We start from the raw sequence: 17,522 nt of genomic DNA, 5'->3' as shown, positions 1-17,522 counted from the left end.
GGATGCAAAGTTTAAGTCACAACCTCGAATAAAATCTATACACTTGAAAGACTGTACATCGCACAAAAGACCAGAACCCTTCATAATCGAAGGATTCCGGTCTTTCATCTATTCCTATTCCAGGTTAGCGTGGCGGCCAAACATATCCGCTCCGGTCATGCCCTTCATTTCCATCATCGTAAGGATGAGAGCATCCATGCCGATTAACAGTCCCTGTTCGAACAGCGAACCCATGGGCTGAATGGTTACTTCCGCTCCAGAAGTCGCTGTGTCCTCTTTGGCTGAAGCGGGAAGGCGCACTATCGTAGTTGCCAATTGCCCAATTGTGGATTCTGGTTTGATCGTAATCAATCCAACAGGTGCGCCTGCCTGACTAGCCTTCTGAGCCATCGCTACAAGACTTCCTGTCTCTCCTGATCCTGAGCACAACAGCAGGAAGTCCTTCGAGCTGATGCCGGGTGTAACGGTCTCACCTACCACATATACTCGAACTCCCATCTGCATCAGTCTCATGGCAAAAGCCTTTCCCATTAGACCTGACCGGCCTGCCCCAGCCACAAAAATCTGTTCCGCAGCCAGAATATGTTCAGCCATCGCTTGCATTTCTGCATCATCAATCTGGCTTAACGTACGTTCCAGCTCCTTCAAGATGTCCGCTGCATATTGTGTTTTGCTCATTTGCTTACCCTTGTTTAACAAGACGTTGCATTTCAGCTGCAACTGCGGCTTTGTCTGCTTGTCCTGTGATACCGCCACCTACAATAACCAGATCCGGTTGTGCTTTGATTACTTCTGGCAATGTTTCCAGCTTGATTCCGCCAGCGACAGCCGTTTTAGCATTTTTCACAGCAGCTTTGATCGTTTGCAGATCTTCGAACGGGCTTTGTCCTTCAGCTTGCAGGTCATAACCTGTGTGTACACAGATGTAATCTACGCCAAGCGCATCAATTTCACGAGCACGTTGTTCAAGGTTAGGCACGTTGATCATGTCCACAAGTACTTGTTTGTTTTGTTTCTTCGCTTCTGCTACTGCACCTTTGATCGTACTGTCATTGGTTGCCCCAAGAACAGTGATCAGATCCGCACCCGCTTCAGCTGCTTTCATGATTTCATAACCGCCAGCGTCCATGATTTTAAGGTCTGCCAGAACTTGCAGATTAGGGAATGCTTCTTTCATCGCTTTTACCGCGTGCAAACCTTCATTAATAACGATTGGTGTACCAATCTCAACGATATCGATATATTGTTCTACCTCTTTAACCAGTGCGATACCTTCAGGGATGTTTACCAAGTCGAGTGCCAATTGCAATTTCATCATGTATTTCTCCTTTGTTGTTCAAGTATGAGTCGTTCCTGTAAAAATAATAATCAGATATTTAGCCTGCACCAATTGGTCTGTTCAGATGCATGCAGTGTTGTTTTGGCTACTTACTCATTGTAGACCCTGACTATCCATTCAGGAAGTACGCACTTTGAAGTGAGGTAGTTACCTGGACGATACTATTGATAATAATTCGTTGTTAGGTGAATTAAACAATGGAATCAATCCTGTTTTCAATCCGCTTGCTGCAGAACAGCAACCTGATCATCCAACCAGGTGTTCAATATAAAAGACCCCACCATGTGGCGGGGTCCTTATCATTTTCAATGCCAGCAGAGCTGGTTTACGAATTTATCGTTCTACAAGTATACAGGTTTCACGCATACCGGCTTGGATACACCAGTGCTGTGACCTGTGTATTTCAGACGTCCGCTTTCCTGATCCACCGTGAATGACACGATGTTGTTGGTATCGCGGTTAGCGGCGATCAGCAGTTTGCCGTTAGGTGTCAGAGCAAAGTGACGCGGATGCTCCCCTTCAGCAGATACATGCTCAACCAGTGTCAGGTGACCTTTGTCTGCATCTACTGCAAATACAACGATGCTGTCATGTCCACGGTTAGAACCATATACATAACGTCCATCATTGGAAACGGTGATTTCCGCCGTTGTATTTTCTTTGCCATCATATCCATCAGGCAAAGTGGATACAGTAGAAACCTCTGTCAATGTGCCCGCTGATGCATCATATTGGAACGAAGTAATCGAAGAATCCACTTCGTTGATCACATAAGCGAATTGACCATTCGGATGGAATGCCAGGTGACGTGGGCCTGCACCCGCATGCGTTTTGGTTTCACTGTGCAGCACAAGTTCATTCTTGTCTGCATCAATGGAATAGATCACGATTTTATCCGCACCCAGATCCTGTACCATCATGTATTTGCCATCCGGGCTGAAGAAAGCGGAATGCACATGTGGCTTGTCCTGACGTTCAGGATGCGCACCTTGACCTTCATGTTTCTTCTCGTCCAGAAGAGCTCCAACTTCACCGTTATCCGTCAAAGCTTGCAGACCTACCAGACCACCGTGGTAGCTGGAGAGGATCAAGTATTTGCCGGAAGGATCACGCTGGATATGGCATGGTGGAGCTGAAATGGAGTCATTTCGGTTCAGCAATGTTAATTTTCCGGTTGAAGGATCAATGCTCAGAGCTACAGCTTCAGACATTTTATTGCCTTCAGCAGACGCTGTTTCACCAATCGCATATAGTTTGTTACCCTCAGTATCCACATTGACAAACGTCGGGTTTTTCACGCCCGCGATGCCATCAAGCTTGGACAAGCTGCCTGTATCCTCATTCAATTCATATGCATAAATGCCCTCATTTTCCGTTTCGGCATAAGAGCCAGCAAGTACGAGCAAGCGTTTTGATTCACTCATTACAGTTTCCTCCTCTATGTGTATGTAATCTTGTTGCACCTCTTCTATAATAAATCTGCCATATCAAAATAGCAATCGGCTGTCCCTGCGCATCCGTAAAATCATCGATTAGAACACGCGCGAATTGCACACAATCATACTGATATCCATTCATATGAAGTGTGTCTTCTGCTATGATAAGATAGGTTTTTCATCCAGAAGGGACTGAACTGTATTGCTTCACTCATTCATACTCACGTTATATCATGTATTCCTGCCGATATCACTTCCCGTAATCGGAGGCGTCCTGTTAAAACGCTTCAAGAATTGGGATACCCGGTCGCTCTCGACCTTTTCCCTTTATATTTTGAGCCCTGCGCTCATCTTCAATACATTGCTGCATGCAGAGATTACCTGGACGGACGTCACTAGTACGTTCTGGTTCTCCATCATGAATCTGATTGCCCTGTGGGCTCTCGCCGAGCTGTTAAGCCGGGTTTTCCATCTGGGTGCAAGCGAAAAAGCGGGCCTCACCCTCGTCTCCACGTTTACGAACTGCGTGAATTACGGGCTCCCGCTCGTACTGCTTGCCTTTGGTCAGCTTGGCTTGGATAAAGCCTCGGTCTACGTCATTGGACAGATGATCATTGTTAATACGGTGGGTATCTTTTTTGCCGCGAGATCCCAATTCACCGTAAAAAATGCGATTCTGTCTGTTTTCCGCATGCCATCCATCTATGCTGCTGGCATTGCCATTGCACTGCGTGTGTCCAACCTGAGCCTGCCTGAAGCGCTGGATGGAGGAATCTCCATGCTGGCTGCGGGTTACTCTCCTGTCGTTCTCGCCATTCTGGGAGCACAGATGCTTAGACCCAAAGGTGCAACGGTACCTTGGCTGCCCAATGTACGCCGAGCCTTCTGGACTGGACTTGTGGTACGTCTCGCAGCTGCGCCGGTCCTTTCCTGGCTGATTCTGACCGCTCTTCAGGTCGAAGGTACGTTGTTCAGTGTGCTGCTGATTCTCGCATCCATGCCGACCGCAGTGAACGCCGTTATTTTGGCTGAGCAGTTCAACGCTTCTCCGCAGTTCGTATCCCGCTGCATTCTGTGGACAACTGCTGCATCCATGTTGATACTGCCCATTATGATTGTGATGGCTTCCTGATTAATACCGGTGCCGATACCGACGCCATATCCGCTTGTCGGCGTTTCTCCAGCCGTCGTTCATAACGCCGGTTGAGCGCTCTGACGTAGAAGAATTTTACGACAAAGTACGAAATCACACCCAGAATGACGCCGAACACGGACATACCAGCCAGGATATCCAGTCCACCAAGCAACAATTCGCTCAAGGCCGACCAGTTCCCGCGAAACAGTTCCATGAATGCACTCTCGTGTACAAGTCCCTGTCCCATACTGTGCGCAGGCAGAATCCATGAGCCAATCTGCTTCGCGAGCGGCATCAGAATGATAGGCAAAAACGTAAGTTTTCCAATCACGTTACCCACAATCGCTGCCGGCATCGAACCCCCAGACAGTCGCACAATGGGGTAGAATATGAGATATATCAGGGAAGCGGTCGAGATCACAATCAGTTCCAGTCCGAACCCTATGGCAAATCCGGTGGATACTTTATGCGCACCTCCGGGAGCACGTAACAATTTGAGAAAGTTCAGCTTCATAGCACGTGTTAAACGTACCCAGCGGTTAGTCTTGCGCTTCTGTGTGTTCATGCCGAATGACTCCTTATTTTACACAAATGACAACTTGAATTGTCTGTTTCTCAGTATATCACACCGCGTTAGCTCCTGTGGTTACAACGACTGGCCGGGTTTCAATCGCAACATTACCTGCCACCGCTCGGGAGATCATGCATGATGATTCAGCCTTATGGGCCAAGCGCTCAGCCTTGGTGATATCTGCCTCTGAAGCATCTTGGGCGAGTACAATCCGGGGTCTATGTACGATCCGTTCGTACGTAAATATGTTATTCGTAACATCTACCGTTGCTTCGGATTCTAGGGTCAATTCATCCGGCGTAATATCCGAACGCTCCAGCATTGCTGCCAGCGTGATCAGGTAACAGGTGGAGGCTGCACCCAGCAGCATCTCGTCCGGATTCGTTCCCGTACCGGGTCCGCCCATCTCCTGCGGAATCGATATGACTGTTTTTAACCCACCCGCATCAATGCTTCCCTCACTGTTACGCCCACCAGTCCATACCGCTTTCAGATGAAAAGGATGTTTCATGACATTCATTCCTTTCTGATTTACACACGTATACACGTGATATTCTGTTCGATCAATGCGCTAACATGTTCTTCGTCTACGCCCTGATCTGTAATTACTTTGCCCACATTGCTCATCTCAGCGACTCTCGTAAATGCCTGTATGTTAAACTTGCTGGAATCTGCAAGTAGAATGACTTCATCCGCAATATGGATCATTTTCTGCTTCACCAAAGCCTGTAATTCATTGGATTCGCTGATCCCTTTGGTCAGATGCACTCCTTTGCAAGACAGAAATACTTTATCCACATGGTACGCATCCAGCGAACGTTCCGCCAGCGGTCCTACAAAAGAAAGTGACTTCGAAGCCAATTGCCCACCTGTGGCAATCACACGAATCTGCTCCTTGTTACTCAGCTCTGCGGCGACCTTAATCGAGTTGGTTAATACCGTCAGTGGAATGTTCGGCAATCCTGCCGCCATATACCACGCCGTTGTACTTGCATCCAAGGCGATCCGATCGCCGGATTCCACCATTTTCACCGCTTCGCTTGCAATTCGGCGCTTCTCATCTGCATGGGCTACAGCGCGTTCCGGATATGGAATCTCCGACTGTAACTCTTCCTTGTATTTAACACTGACCGCCCCGCCATGGGACCGTCTGAGCCTGCCCGCCTGTTCGAGCTTGTCCAGATCACGACGAATCGTCTCTTCCGTCACCCCGCAGCGCTCACTAAGTTCGGTCACACGCATGCTGCCCTGCGTATCCACCCATTCCACTATTTTCTCATACCGTTCAGCTACGAGCATATTCCTTCACTCCAAACCGTTGATTATCCAGTTGATCCTGTTCATCCATCATACCACAGTGCGATCACAAGGAAAATTTGGACCACATGCAAAAAGAGGGAGCTTTCGCCCCCTCCGGTCCAGTCAAGAAGTGTAATTATTTATCTTCTGCCATAGGGAACCAGCCCGGTGTGTGGATGATTGCATTCCACAGCCCGTCAGGGATAACCAGACGTTCCTGATCCGATTTCGTCAGAATCGTTTCGATATCTTCTTCCCGTCCGCTCTCGATTTTCTCGACCCAATCCGGCTCAATAATCAGTTCACGTCCAATGGCAAGTAAAGGTACTCCCGTTTGAAGGGCCTCAGCGGCCTCATCAGCCGTATGAATTGCACCTACACCAATCACAGGCAATTTGCCGTTTACACGATCCAGAATGAATTCCATTCTAGAACGTGTATCTGCTTCACCACGTCTTGGTTTGGACCAGAATTCGTTCAGGGAAACGTGCAGGTAATCCAGGTTTTTATCTTTTAATGCATCCACCAGTGCATACGTATCTTCCATTGTAAGTCCCGGTGTTTCCGGCTCTTCCGGGGAGAAACGGTAACCAATGATGAATGGCAGTTTCGTATGTTCGGCAACCACTTTCTGAATCTCATCCACTACAGCAAGCGGGAATGTCAGACGTTTCTCTACACTTCCGCCCCAACGATCTTCACGTCGGTTGGAATGAGGGGAGAAGAATTGCTGGATCAGATAACCGTTCGCACCGTGAATCTCAACACCATCAAATCCCGCTTCAATTGCACGACGTGTCGCTTCACCAAAGTCTTTGATAATGGAAGTAATCTCGGCATCCGTCAATTCTCTTGGTTCAGGAGATCCCGGACGCTCACTTGCAACCGCACTAGGAGCAACTACTTGACCCGCAGGTACAGCTTGTTCAGGAGTCAAACGGCCCGCATGGAAAATTTGCAATACAGCTACGGAGCCTTGTTGTTTCATGGTGTCAGCCAGTTTCTTCAGACCAGGAATGAAGCGGTCATCATAGACGCCAAACTGAGCCGGAAAACCAATGCCATGCTCTGTTACATGCCCTACAGCCGTAATCGACATGCCTGCACCACCGGTGCGGCGAGCATAATAAGCAAGTTCCGCGTCCGATATGGTACCATCAGCATTTGAGGACATATGAGTCATTGGAGCAAGCACGATACGGTTTTTCAGTGTAATACCAGTCGGCAGTGAAACTTGTTCAAACATCTGGTTAAACTTTGGATTCATTCGTGTTTCCCTCCTGATTATAAATATCTCTTTTAATAGATATATGAATATATGCTTCCACTTACTGTAATGATTATAGTTACGTTTCTTTGCAATTGCAACTCTTCATTTTCAGAAAGGAAAAAAAGAGCAGAGTGTCTTCAGACTCTCAGCCCCTTAACGTCTTCAATGTATTCAAAGTCCTCCACTCTAACCAAAGGGTATTCAGAAACTCCGAACATAAGCCAGCTTCTGATCCATCTCTTCCACGCACTCGTAACAGTCGTGTTCATCGTTTGCGACCATGGGGGTGACAGGATACAGATTCATCTCTGTACTATTATACGATTTCAATAGCGGTAGCAACTGAGTCACCCGTGTATTAGCTGGGTCAAGCCAGGTATTGATCTCTTCTTCGGAGAGGATAGCCGGCATTTTACTGCCAAACTCACGTGTAACCATGTTCGCGCCTGTCATAAGCATTGTGCAGGTACGTAGCGGCTCTTTTCGTGTATCTCTCCACACCTCGTATAATCCAGCAATGCCGAACAGACCGCGATCCGGCATGACAACACGAACCGCATAACTTTTCTTGCCCTCTTGCCGCCAGTAATATAATCCATTGCAAGGAATGACGCAGCGCTTGGTCTCTACCAGTTTGTAATAGGAAGGATTCTCATGTACCGTCATGAGATTCGCGTTAACGGCATCACGACCCCAGAATGGAATGAACCCCCACCGGAATTCATCCAATACACGCTCACCATCCTGATGCAAAATAATCGGCGTATGCTGTGTTGGGCTGATATTGTATCGGTTCTTGTAATAATACATTACCCGCTGAATCTTGAAATGATCTCTGACTTCGTCCAAATCGGCTGCCAATGAAAAACGGTTGCACATGCTCTAGCACTACCTTTCCCTGTGTAAGTTGGATGTATTGTTTGTAACTTCAGGGAAATTATGCATGCAGATCGAACGGAAAATGACTTATTTTGACACCACTCGGGTCTGATCAAGCTTTATTTCATGTTTTTCACGACAAAAACAACGACCTCGGACTCATTTCAATCTAATTATTACTTGTTACTATAATAGAGAATAAAATACATTTATTGGAGGTTTTAAGTATGAAAAGGAAGTTTTTGACGAGCATCATGTTTTTCTCAGCGATTGCGATGTTCGGCAGCACCATCTATGCGGCAACCTTTCTGACCTACGGTTATCCCAGCACCACCATCCCCATTCGCACGTATAATTACGCCTCTGCTTGGCAAACTCCCATGGATACTTCCCTCGCGAACTGGAACAATGCCGGTGCCAAAGTCAAATTCACCAAAACGAGCAACTCTCCGAACACCATCACCGCAGGAAACTTTAATAACACAGCTTATGGTGTCAATTACGCCTCTGTATCCGGCAGTCAAGTCGTAAGCTTCCGCATCGAACTCAATGCATCCACGATCACCCCTGACGCGACCAACTTATCCAACTTCATCCAAAGCGTATTCGTCCACGAACTCGGTCACTCCATATGGCTTGGTGACAACCCGACAACAAGCAGTCCTTCCATTATGTCTTACTCCCGCAACCGTAATTCCATGACCCAGCCCCAAACCTTTGATATTAATAACGTAAGATCCAAGTACTAATCTGCTACGAATTTATCTCATAAACCCAAGGAGGATTCCTGTCCATGAAACAAAATCGAGTATTAACACTGCTTCTCTCTTCCATTTTCATTCTATCTGCTGTTGGATGTTCTTCTGTCACACCTGCCGCTTCCCCATCTGATATGCCCATGACCATTATTGCTTCTGAAGATTACCCGAGTTATTCCAGCATTGGCGACCTGTCCGCGAGAGCAAATACCATCGTGAAAGGTAGTGTTATTGAGACGCGTGTGGAAGCTTTGAACGATATCGTACAAGTTACCGATGCTGCCAACGAAAACGAGTTAAACCCCGCGTCCGACCCGGGCGGAGATCCGTCTTCTTTTGACAAAATCTATACGATCCACACGATTAAGGTAGCTGAATCCTATAAGGGCAGTTACACGGCCGGGGAAGAACTTGAAGTGAAGCAACTTGGCGGACAATTAGGCAACACCGAGATTATTAATGATGACAACCTCAAGCTGATTCCCTCCAAAGACTATGTGCTTTTCCTGGAAACGTATGAAGACACCCCTGCCAGCCTGCTTAACTCCGTTCAGAGTCTCTATCTGATTAAACCTGCCGCCAAATCGACCCATCCAGGTCAGCAACAATCACAGTCAGAAGTTATTGTGAGCGCAAACCCGGAGAATGACCTCTCACTGCAACTGGAGGATCTGCAAGAAATCCAGAATGAGCAGTAGAATCGATAGTCTATATCTCTTATAGGAAAATCACACTGTTGGTGCATCCCCGCCCGTGCTAACAGACTGAAAGTCCCCTTCTACTGTTCAGTCCTACATACGAATATGAAAACCATGCTGCTCAGTAAACTGGGCAGCACGGTTTTGTTGGAGTTACATATGGGTTTAATCCTCCCTTGTTATGGCATTCCCCTTATCTGCACTGCCTGAGCTATAGAGCAGCCTAAATTGCTGCGGGGTCATCCCAACATAAGTTCGAAACATGTGAATAAAGTAACTACTGTGTGTGAAGCCACATTGAGAAGCAATCTGTTTCACCGTCAGATCTGAATCTGCCAGACTTTTCTTCGCCGCCAGCATACGGCAATCCAGCAGATACCGGCCCGGGGGAACCCCCATGATGCTTTTGAACATGCGATTAAAATAATACATACTGTATCCCGCTGTATTGGCCATGTCGGCAAGACTTAGCGGCTGCGTACAATGACGGCGGATATAATCGGCCGTTGAACGAATGGTATCCTGATGACTCAGTATAGACATGCCTGCCAGCGACTCCGAATTCCTCGCAAGTTCTGCCAGTAACTCGTACAGGACAGCAGACAATCGGGGTTCATGAACACTCTCGTAAGTTCTACCGAGCTGGCATAATTGTTCATGCAACGCCTCGAAACGTTCGAATCCCGAAAACGAAAACAGCCAAACCTTGTCTGGACTGCGGAGGTCCAGCAAACGCTCCAGATCGTAGGCTTGCAAATGAATCCACCTCACGTCCCAGGGATCAGAGGGGTCCGCATAGTATTGCTGCACCTGTCCGGGTGCATATAGAAAACCTTGTCCAGCCATCAAACGGACGTTTCCCTGTTCTGTTCGAACATATCCCTGTCCACTGAAAATCAGATGCAGATTGTATTCACGTATACCGTCTGGTCGATGCTCCCCATGCGCTGGATCGATATATCTTCCGTAGGCCACTGGATAACAGGTGTACCCGGCGAATCCCGGCTCAGGCATAAACCAATGTATTCGCATATGTTCAACCTCCTGTTTACGTAACGAATATGAAGCTGATAAATAGCAAGATCATGATATCCAGTCGCAACATGTTGTTATATTCCCTTGTTATTATCCAGTATACAATGAAATAGACTTGTATAGGATTCACAAGATCATGATGCTGACACTAAAGGAGAACAACCGATATGAATACAAACCGTCCCGTGCAAATGGGCGTCGATTATTATCCAGAACATTGGGACCCTTCCCTGTGGGAACAGGATGCCCGTTTAATGGCTGACAGTGGAGTACGCATTGTGCGTGTGGGTGAATTCGCCTGGAGCAGAATGGAGCCTGCAGATGGACAGTTTGAGTGGGCATGGCTTGATCAAGCGATCCATACCTTGCATCGTCACGGACTTCAAATTGTAATCGGTACACCAACCATGACACCCCCACGCTGGCTTACCGAAAAATGTCCTGATGTCCTGCCTGTGCTTTCGCATGGTCAACCGTATCATGAAGGCGTTCGGGGACATCGTTGTTATAACAGTCCCAGTATGCGAACGTACAGTGCAAGAATTGTACAGAAACTGACCGAGCGCTATGCAGAACATCCGGCAATTATCGGATGGCAGACAGACAATGAATTCAGTTTCACAGATTGTCAGTGTGCCGCTTGTGCGGACGCTTTTCGCGAATGGGTTCGTGCTCGTTACAACAGCCTGGATCAGATCAACCAAGCCTGGGGGACCGTGGTCTGGAGTGGTGAATATGGCGATTGGGAACAAGTCACGCCGCCTTATGGTGGCTCCTCGTTCCAGAATCCTTCATTCCTGTTGGACTACTCCCGTTTTCAGTCGGATTCCATTGTGGATTTTCAACATATTCAGGTCGAGATTATTCGCCGCAATTGTCCTGAACATGTTGTCACCCATAACTTTCACAGCTATCCACAAAAAGCAGATCAGTATAAAATCGGTCAGGAGCTGGACTTCGCTTCTTTTGATTATTATCCGAACCCTTCACCGAACAAAACAGAGACCGCGCCTTACAGTGGTGCACTCTCATTGGATCTGACACGCGGTATTAAGCGCCGCAACTTCTGGATCATGGAGCAGCTGAGTGGCCCTCCGGGATGCTGGTTCCCCATGTGGCGTACACCACAGCCTGGCTTCCTGCGCGCTTACGCTTGGCAGACCATTGCTCGCGGAGCTGATGCGGTTGTGCATTTCCGCTGGCGGAGCGCAACTGTGGGCGCTGAACAGTTCTGGCATGGACTGATTGATCACAGCAACGTTCCAGGGCGACGCTTTAAGGAATTTCAACAGCTATGCACCGAAGTGAACAAACTCAGTGAACGTCTGCAAGGTTCAACATTGCATAATGAAGTCGCGATTCTTCATTCGCATGATCAATTGAACGCCCTTCGAATTCAGCCCCAGGCCGAAGGACTGGAATACTACGAAAATATGAAGGTATGGCATCGGATCTTAACCAAATTGGGCATCAGTACAGATGTAATACACACTTCGGAGCCACTGGATGGCTATAAAATCATCATTGCTCCACATCTGTACCTGCTGGATGAGACCACAGCAGAACGTTTGCAAGCTTTTGCAGCAGCCGGGGGCATCCTGATCTTAACTCATCGCACGGGTGTCAAGAACGACAATAACGTCTGTGTCATGGCTCCGCTCCCAGGGCTGTTGTCTGACTGTAGTGGTGTGCGGGTTACGGAGTATGATCCTGTTGGCGGGGATACCGTTCAGATTCGTGATGACCAAGGTCATCTCTATGCTGCTTCTCAATGGGTGGATGTACTGGAACTGGACACGGCGCAGCCGGTCGCTGTATATGCGGATCAATTTTATGCCGAAAGCGCCGCTGTAACCAGGAACAACTGGGGTAAAGGGGAGGTCTATTATGTGGCAACCCAGCCGGAAGAAGCGTATTTGAGCCAGTTAGTGCAAAGCATCGCAGAAGGCTGTGACCTTGGTGGAATTCAGCCTCTGCCAGATGGAGTACAGGTGACCACCCGCTCAGGTCCAAATGGTACGTTCCGTTTTATTTTGAATCTGAGCCCCAAACCTGCCTCCATTAAATTCAATGATTCATACACCAGTGCACTGGACGGCAACCGGAAAGGTCCTCATCTGGAATTGGACGGTTACGCGATCGAGATCTTGGAGATTCAATGATTTCATGATTCCATGAGTGAATAACAATAAGCATCACTAGTTAAAATAATGGTTTCAAAAAACGAAAAAAAGGCCCGCTGTGCATTTGCGATGCACTCGGGCCTTTAACTGTGGGCAGGAACGGGCAATCCTTATTTAGACGGTGTATAAAGTCCAATAATCCATTCAGCCAGATCCTGTGTCTGTTTCAGCAAGGCGATGGGATCACGGAACCAGGATTGTTCCTCTGTCCATATGTATACTCTTCCATTTTTGACAGCAGGTAATGAACCCCAGACCGGATCTGCCTGAAGGTCTTTCAGTTGAGAGTTGCTGGTCAGAACAATGTTATCTCCCGCGTATTTGGAAAGCAGTTCTATGGAGAATTCATGATAGGCTCCCTGCATCAAATCGGATGGAATGTTCTTCGGGGCTTGCAAACCAAGCAATTCATAGATGTTACGTCCTCCACGGCCTGACTGATTGCCAAAAATGAAAACTTGGCGATCATATTCCTGCATAACGGAGAATGTAACGTCAGCTGGGACAACGTTCTGGACCTCCTGCTTGATTTTGGCAATCTCCTCATCAAAATCAGCCAGCCACTTCTCTGCTTCCGCTTCTTTGCCAAGAACATCACCGAAATAGTTTACTTCGTCCTTCAGTGTTGGGAAAGTGATGGATGCAATTGAAACAGTTGGCGCAATCTTGCTGTATTTCTCATAAGCCGCCTTGTCGGGATTCAATGTAATAATGAGATCCGGTTCCAGCTCCATCAATTGTTCAACGGAATCCCCTATCGTTGCAAGACCATTCATGTGACCTTCCAGATAAGGACTGTTCATCAGAAATTGACCCCCACCGATTGGTTTGACACCAAGAGCAAGCACCGTTCCCAGATAATCTATGGCAGCCACTCGCTCTGGATGTGCAGGGATCTCCACCTCACCAAAGGTCGTTCTGACCATTTTGGTTTCTACTACTGCCGGTTGTTCGGGCTCAGCCGCGACCTCGGATGTTTCTGCCCCCTGCTGGGCTGTTCCACAAGCACTCAATGTGAGTACAAGCGCCAGCGACATGATCGCTGATTTAATCTGGTTAAACATGTTGATTTCCTCATCTCCAATATATTGATAATGATTATCATCATCAATTAAAGGATAACGTTCCTTCCGGCCTGTTACAATGGATTCATTTGTTGCATATAATGTACTTTTTGAAACTGATTTCGAATTTTCCTGCTGCTTTAACCGATATTGTCCCGGTGTAATGCCGGTCTCTTTTTTGAATATACGGTTGAAATAGAACGGGTCCATATAACCTACATACGCCGCAATTTCCTGTAATGAAGCTTCCGTGGATGCAAGCAAACTCCTCGCCTCACCCATTCGTAACCGAATCACATATTCTGTCGGAGTACACCCCGTCTGTTCCTTGAATTTGCGTGATACATATTGCGGACTGTAACTCAAGGACTGGGCAAGCGAATCAAGTGAGATCGATTCCCGATAATGAGCTTTGATATATCGCAAAACCCGATCGGTAAGCGAAGGCTGCTGAACTTCATTAAGCATGCGACTCCGCTGTAACAATACAATCTGTACCAGCTGAAAGAAGTACACTTTGACCTGAATTTTGCCCACTTGCTCATGTTCTGACCAGCATTCATATATATTCCGCACAAGCTCACGCAGCTCAAGTGCATGATCCGGCGCTGTCGCCCAGGACTCTTCGAACGGATTGCGCTGGTTCAGCATCATTCGGTACTCCACCAGCACGTTGGATGGCAGCGTGGATTTGTACAAAATCAAATGCACCTCTGTCACCCCGGTCGCTTCAAGGGTCAGACGCCTTCCTTTTCCCCCGTGCAGCAGCAAGAACTGGCTTGCAGTCCATACTTCTTCATCCAGCCACACCTGCCCCCTGCCTTGAACATATACAAATGCACTTGTCGGTAACACATAATTACGTATGAACTCGTTGGTTTCCAGTGATATAAGACGCACATCGAGCACGCGAACCTGTACCTGATCCCATAGCTTGATGTCATTCTGAATTCCCATAAAGACTCCCTTTCCTAAGTGCCCAACCACCTACAATACATAACATTGTGACTAAAAACCCATCTATAATTGATAATGATTATCAATTATAGCAATGATGGCACCATCTTTGAAGCCTACCTCCTTTTTTGTTGGATGCTGCAAAATAAAAACGGTCGAAATCCCTCCTAAGAGAGATCTCAACCGTCCTGATGTAAGCCTTATTATAGTTTGATAAAGTCAGCCATGGAACGAACCTGAATGAGTCCTGTATCGGAAACCGCTTCGGCAGATTGCAGCCCTTCTCTGGAAGTAAACTGCACCTTCACCGGAATGCCAGGAATGAGATCGAAGAAGTTGTCCGAGAATACACCTTCCGCCTCAGAGGCAATCCATACCTGTTTGGCAAGCACATCACTTTCCAGCACCAGATGGGTACCAGCCTCATCCGAAACTTCAGTCACTTTAATGTGTGCAGGCTTCAACGCAAGATCTTTGGATGGTGCAAAATAATGCTCCTGCACAATGTCCGCTACTCCATCCTGCTTCAGATCAACCCGTAGTAGAGTTGTTGCTGCATCATGTCCCTCTAGCCATTCAGCCTGACTCAGGGACAACACCTGTTGACCCGAGTTCGAAGCCAATGTTACTTCATGATTTTCTTCACGATACACCGTGCCATCGAATCCAATCAGTCGAACCTGTAATCGACCTTTCACCGGTTCAAGTTGATCTGATATCACATAGATATCCGTCGTATCTTCCTTAGTCCCGTCTACGGATACAAGCACATCGCTGAAGCTGCGTTTTGCGTAATATTGCAAAGCTTTCCAGCGACCCAGGTAGTCCATACCTGCCCAGGAGGCCACTGGCCAGCAGTCATTCATTTGCCAGTAAAGTGTACCCATGCAGAATGGTTTGCGGCGCCGGTGCGCTTCAATCGCTGTCTTCATTGCTTCCGCCTGAAGCACCTGACTCATATACAGGAACGATGGGAAGTCCTTCGATTCATGCATGTACATATCCATGTACTGCTTGATCAGACGGTTACCTGCACCGTTCTTCTGATGCGCAAGCATCACTTCCGATTCCAGCGCCAGATCCTCTTCTTCCGCGTAAGTGCGGACTGACTTGTACTCCGGGAAAGACTGGAATCCGTATTCACTCATGAAACGTCCCACATGCACGTTGTAGTTTTCAAACGGTTCTACATTGTGCCACACGCCCCAGTAATGGATATCGCCTTCAGCTGTGGAAGGGTGTGCATGCTGTTTCTCATCCCCTGTCAGGGATACAAGTGGTGAAGATGGCCAGTAATCTACACCTGGAGCATACGCCTCAACCACTTCTGGCAGCAGATCATGGAAGATGGCTTCGTAATCCGCCCAGATGTGTTCCCGTTGCTCAGCAGTATAATCTTTCTTCCAACCCCAGCCACCATTCTCAACATAATGAGCCCAGGCCGAATCAATCTCGTTGTTTCCACACCAGAGTGCAATACTTGGATGATTACGCAGACGTTTAACATTATCGATCGCTTCATGTCTCACACTGTTCAGGAACGCTTCATCTCCCGGATACATGCTGCATGCAAACATGAAGTCTTGCCATACCAGGATACCGTATTCATCACACAACTCGTAGAAATCATCTTGCTCATAGATCCCGCCACCCCACACACGAAGCATGTTCATATTGGACTCGGCAGCGGAGATAATCTCATGACGATAACGTTCACGGGTTATTTCGGTGATAAAGCTGTCATTCGGAATATGATTGGCCCCTTTGGCAAAGACCGCAACACCGTTTAGCTCAAAATAAAAGGATGCTCCTGCTTCATCTTTGTCACGTACCAGTCGAATGGAACGAAGCCCTGTCTTCACTGTAGATTCAGCCACAGCCCGTTCACCTTGAAGCACTTCGGCAAGGAAGGTGTACATATGCGGATCACCAAGTCCGCGGCTCCACCACAGTTTTGGTTCACGGATGGAGATTGGAATCTCCACCGTCTGAGCTCCGGGTTGCAGCGATACTGATTTTTCCCATCTCTGACCATCTGCGCCGATACGAATGACCGTATCTGCCGCTTGTGAGGTTTCGACTTCCACAACAGCCGTTAATGACGCTGAGGTAGCGCTTACTTCATTTTGCTGGATATACACATCATTAATTCGGACTTGTGTCCAACCTTCAAGACGTGCTTCACGCCAGATCCCACTCGTTACAAAACGCGGACCCCAATCCCAACCATAGTGATATGGCGCTTTTCGGGCAAAAATACTTACTCTCTTATCGCCAAGTCCGCCAACATCGGACTGATCATTGGATGCAGGCAACGCATATCCGAGCTTCTCCAGCTTCGGCAGGTCTTCCTGAATTGGAGACCGAAAACGTATTCGAAGGATGTTGCCGTTCTCCTTTAATACACCCTTCACATCTGCATTCCATACCCGGAACATATTGTCTGCGGATAACACATGCACATCATTCACGTACACATCCGCATACGTATCCAGACCATCAAACACCAGTTCCAGATGTTCCTGGGAGAACAACGCTTCGGCCACGTCAAATTCCGTCTGATATTCCCAATCTATCTTATCAATCCATTGTACTTCCTTCTCGTTCGTTCCATAAAAAGGATCTGGAATCTTGCCCAGTTTCAGCAAATCTGTATGCACACAGCCGGGTACCTGAGCCGGCATCCACTCTTGATCTTCGCAAGCCTTGAACGTCCAATTCTGAAAAACCTGTGATTGTATTGTGCTCATGACAGCCTCCATTATTGTTAGAGTTGTTATCTAATATTTTGTTAGGTTTTGTTAGCATAAAAATAAATAACTTACAAAACAAAATTACCACGATATGCTTCTTATAGTCAATCTGTTTTGTGATTTAATTTATTAAATTATCTCTGCA

At 47.4% G+C, this 17,522-nt stretch carries 15 protein-coding genes; 4 read left to right on the top strand and 11 right to left on the bottom strand.

The features are described from left to right. Positions 1-114: 114 nt before the first annotated feature. The 3 genes from hxlB to ACTHPG_RS07395 all read right to left on the bottom strand — a co-directional run bounded on the left by hxlB (position 115) and on the right by ACTHPG_RS07395 (position 2,763). Entirely contained in the window at positions 115-678 is a 564-nt protein-coding gene (gene hxlB, locus ACTHPG_RS07405) for a 6-phospho-3-hexuloisomerase (protein WP_440388470.1), read from the bottom strand. 4 nt (positions 679-682) lie between these two features. Further along, complete coding sequence (gene hxlA / locus ACTHPG_RS07400; RefSeq protein WP_036670570.1) at positions 683-1,315, bottom strand: 3-hexulose-6-phosphate synthase; 633 nt, start codon at positions 1,313-1,315, stop codon at positions 683-685. Between the two features lie 365 nt (positions 1,316-1,680). Continuing rightward, on the bottom strand, positions 1,681-2,763 hold the full coding sequence (locus tag ACTHPG_RS07395; RefSeq protein ID WP_440388469.1) for a lactonase family protein: 1,083 nt from the start codon (positions 2,761-2,763) through the stop codon (positions 1,681-1,683). A gap of 214 nt (positions 2,764-2,977) precedes the next feature. Here ACTHPG_RS07395 and ACTHPG_RS07390 point away from each other — a divergent pair, with 214 nt between their 5' ends. Further along, complete coding sequence (locus ACTHPG_RS07390) at positions 2,978-3,907, top strand: AEC family transporter (RefSeq protein WP_440388468.1); 930 nt, start codon at positions 2,978-2,980, stop codon at positions 3,905-3,907. Here the strand turns inward: ACTHPG_RS07390 and ACTHPG_RS07385 are convergent. From ACTHPG_RS07385 to ACTHPG_RS07365, 5 genes are all read right to left on the bottom strand, one after another. Then, the gene (locus tag ACTHPG_RS07385) at positions 3,885-4,475 is read right to left on the bottom strand and encodes a DUF2062 domain-containing protein (protein ID WP_440388467.1); all 591 of its coding nucleotides are present in this window, start codon (positions 4,473-4,475) and stop codon (positions 3,885-3,887) included. The genes ACTHPG_RS07390 and ACTHPG_RS07385 overlap by 23 nt on opposite strands. A 58-nt stretch (positions 4,476-4,533) precedes the next feature. After that, positions 4,534-4,992 carry an OsmC family protein gene (locus ACTHPG_RS07380; RefSeq protein ID WP_440388466.1) on the bottom strand — a complete coding sequence of 153 codons (459 nt, stop codon included), beginning with the start codon at positions 4,990-4,992 and terminating at the stop codon, positions 4,534-4,536. A 20-nt stretch (positions 4,993-5,012) separates the two neighbouring features. Next, entirely contained in the window at positions 5,013-5,780 is a 768-nt protein-coding gene (locus ACTHPG_RS07375) for a DeoR/GlpR family DNA-binding transcription regulator (RefSeq protein ID WP_440388465.1), read from the bottom strand. 136 nt (positions 5,781-5,916) lie between these two features. Further along, positions 5,917-7,047 carry an NADH-dependent flavin oxidoreductase gene (locus tag ACTHPG_RS07370; protein WP_440388464.1) on the bottom strand — a complete coding sequence of 377 codons (1,131 nt, stop codon included), beginning with the start codon at positions 7,045-7,047 and terminating at the stop codon, positions 5,917-5,919. Between the two features lie 204 nt (positions 7,048-7,251). After that, positions 7,252-7,929: an SOS response-associated peptidase gene (locus ACTHPG_RS07365; RefSeq protein ID WP_091016984.1), complete on the bottom strand. Its 678-nt coding sequence runs from the start codon at positions 7,927-7,929 to the stop codon at positions 7,252-7,254. Between the two features lie 227 nt (positions 7,930-8,156). Between ACTHPG_RS07365 and ACTHPG_RS07360 the strand changes: the two genes are divergently transcribed. Beyond that, complete coding sequence (locus ACTHPG_RS07360; protein WP_440388463.1) at positions 8,157-8,678, top strand: hypothetical protein; 522 nt, start codon at positions 8,157-8,159, stop codon at positions 8,676-8,678. Positions 8,679-8,722: 44 nt separating this feature from the next. Next, positions 8,723-9,385 carry a hypothetical protein gene (locus ACTHPG_RS07355; RefSeq protein WP_440388462.1) on the top strand — a complete coding sequence of 221 codons (663 nt, stop codon included), beginning with the start codon at positions 8,723-8,725 and terminating at the stop codon, positions 9,383-9,385. 165 nt (positions 9,386-9,550) lie between these two features. Here the strand turns inward: ACTHPG_RS07355 and ACTHPG_RS07350 are convergent, their stop codons facing one another. Then, positions 9,551-10,417 (bottom strand): AraC family transcriptional regulator, encoded by an 867-nt coding sequence (locus ACTHPG_RS07350; RefSeq protein WP_440388461.1) that lies wholly within the window; start codon positions 10,415-10,417, stop codon positions 9,551-9,553. A gap of 170 nt (positions 10,418-10,587) precedes the next feature. Here ACTHPG_RS07350 and ACTHPG_RS07345 point away from each other — a divergent pair, with 170 nt between their 5' ends. After that, positions 10,588-12,582: a beta-galactosidase gene (locus ACTHPG_RS07345; RefSeq protein ID WP_440388460.1), complete on the top strand. Its 1,995-nt coding sequence runs from the start codon at positions 10,588-10,590 to the stop codon at positions 12,580-12,582. A gap of 131 nt (positions 12,583-12,713) precedes the next feature. On the opposite strand, the gene ACTHPG_RS07340 is transcribed toward ACTHPG_RS07345, so the two are convergent. Beyond that, positions 12,714-14,624 carry an AraC family transcriptional regulator gene (locus ACTHPG_RS07340; RefSeq protein ID WP_440388459.1) on the bottom strand — a complete coding sequence of 637 codons (1,911 nt, stop codon included), beginning with the start codon at positions 14,622-14,624 and terminating at the stop codon, positions 12,714-12,716. Between the two features lie 203 nt (positions 14,625-14,827). Then, positions 14,828-17,374, bottom strand: a complete 2,547-nt coding sequence (locus ACTHPG_RS07335) for a beta-mannosidase (protein ID WP_440388458.1) — start codon at positions 17,372-17,374, stop codon at positions 14,828-14,830. Positions 17,375-17,522 lie beyond the last annotated feature (148 nt).

This window comes from Paenibacillus sp. SAF-068 (assembly GCF_051967555.1).
Taxonomy (GTDB): domain Bacteria; phylum Bacillota; class Bacilli; order Paenibacillales; family Paenibacillaceae; genus Paenibacillus.
This window is presented reverse-complemented; position numbering and strand designations above follow the sequence as displayed.

Excerpts from the sequence above, each read along its gene's own strand:
- hxlB (WP_440388470.1), bottom strand. The coding sequence starts at position 678 with ATGAGCAAAACACAATATGCAGCGGACATCTTGAAGGAGCTGGAACGT.
- hxlA (WP_036670570.1), bottom strand. The coding sequence starts at position 1,315 with ATGAAATTGCAATTGGCACTCGACTTGGTAAACATCCCTGAAGGTATC.
- ACTHPG_RS07395 (WP_440388469.1), bottom strand. The coding sequence starts at position 2,763 with ATGAGTGAATCAAAACGCTTGCTCGTACTTGCTGGCTCTTATGCCGAA.
- ACTHPG_RS07385 (WP_440388467.1), bottom strand. The coding sequence starts at position 4,475 with ATGAACACACAGAAGCGCAAGACTAACCGCTGGGTACGTTTAACACGT.
- ACTHPG_RS07380 (WP_440388466.1), bottom strand. The coding sequence starts at position 4,992 with ATGAAACATCCTTTTCATCTGAAAGCGGTATGGACTGGTGGGCGTAAC.
- ACTHPG_RS07375 (WP_440388465.1), bottom strand. The coding sequence starts at position 5,780 with ATGCTCGTAGCTGAACGGTATGAGAAAATAGTGGAATGGGTGGATACG.
- ACTHPG_RS07370 (WP_440388464.1), bottom strand. The coding sequence starts at position 7,047 with ATGAATCCAAAGTTTAACCAGATGTTTGAACAAGTTTCACTGCCGACT.
- ACTHPG_RS07365 (WP_091016984.1), bottom strand. The coding sequence starts at position 7,929 with ATGTGCAACCGTTTTTCATTGGCAGCCGATTTGGACGAAGTCAGAGAT.
- ACTHPG_RS07360 (WP_440388463.1), top strand. The coding sequence starts at position 8,157 with ATGAAAAGGAAGTTTTTGACGAGCATCATGTTTTTCTCAGCGATTGCG.
- ACTHPG_RS07355 (WP_440388462.1), top strand. The coding sequence starts at position 8,723 with ATGAAACAAAATCGAGTATTAACACTGCTTCTCTCTTCCATTTTCATT.
- ACTHPG_RS07350 (WP_440388461.1), bottom strand. The coding sequence starts at position 10,417 with ATGCGAATACATTGGTTTATGCCTGAGCCGGGATTCGCCGGGTACACC.
- ACTHPG_RS07345 (WP_440388460.1), top strand. The coding sequence starts at position 10,588 with ATGAATACAAACCGTCCCGTGCAAATGGGCGTCGATTATTATCCAGAA.
- ACTHPG_RS07340 (WP_440388459.1), bottom strand. The coding sequence starts at position 14,624 with ATGGGAATTCAGAATGACATCAAGCTATGGGATCAGGTACAGGTTCGC.
- ACTHPG_RS07335 (WP_440388458.1), bottom strand. The coding sequence starts at position 17,374 with ATGAGCACAATACAATCACAGGTTTTTCAGAATTGGACGTTCAAGGCT.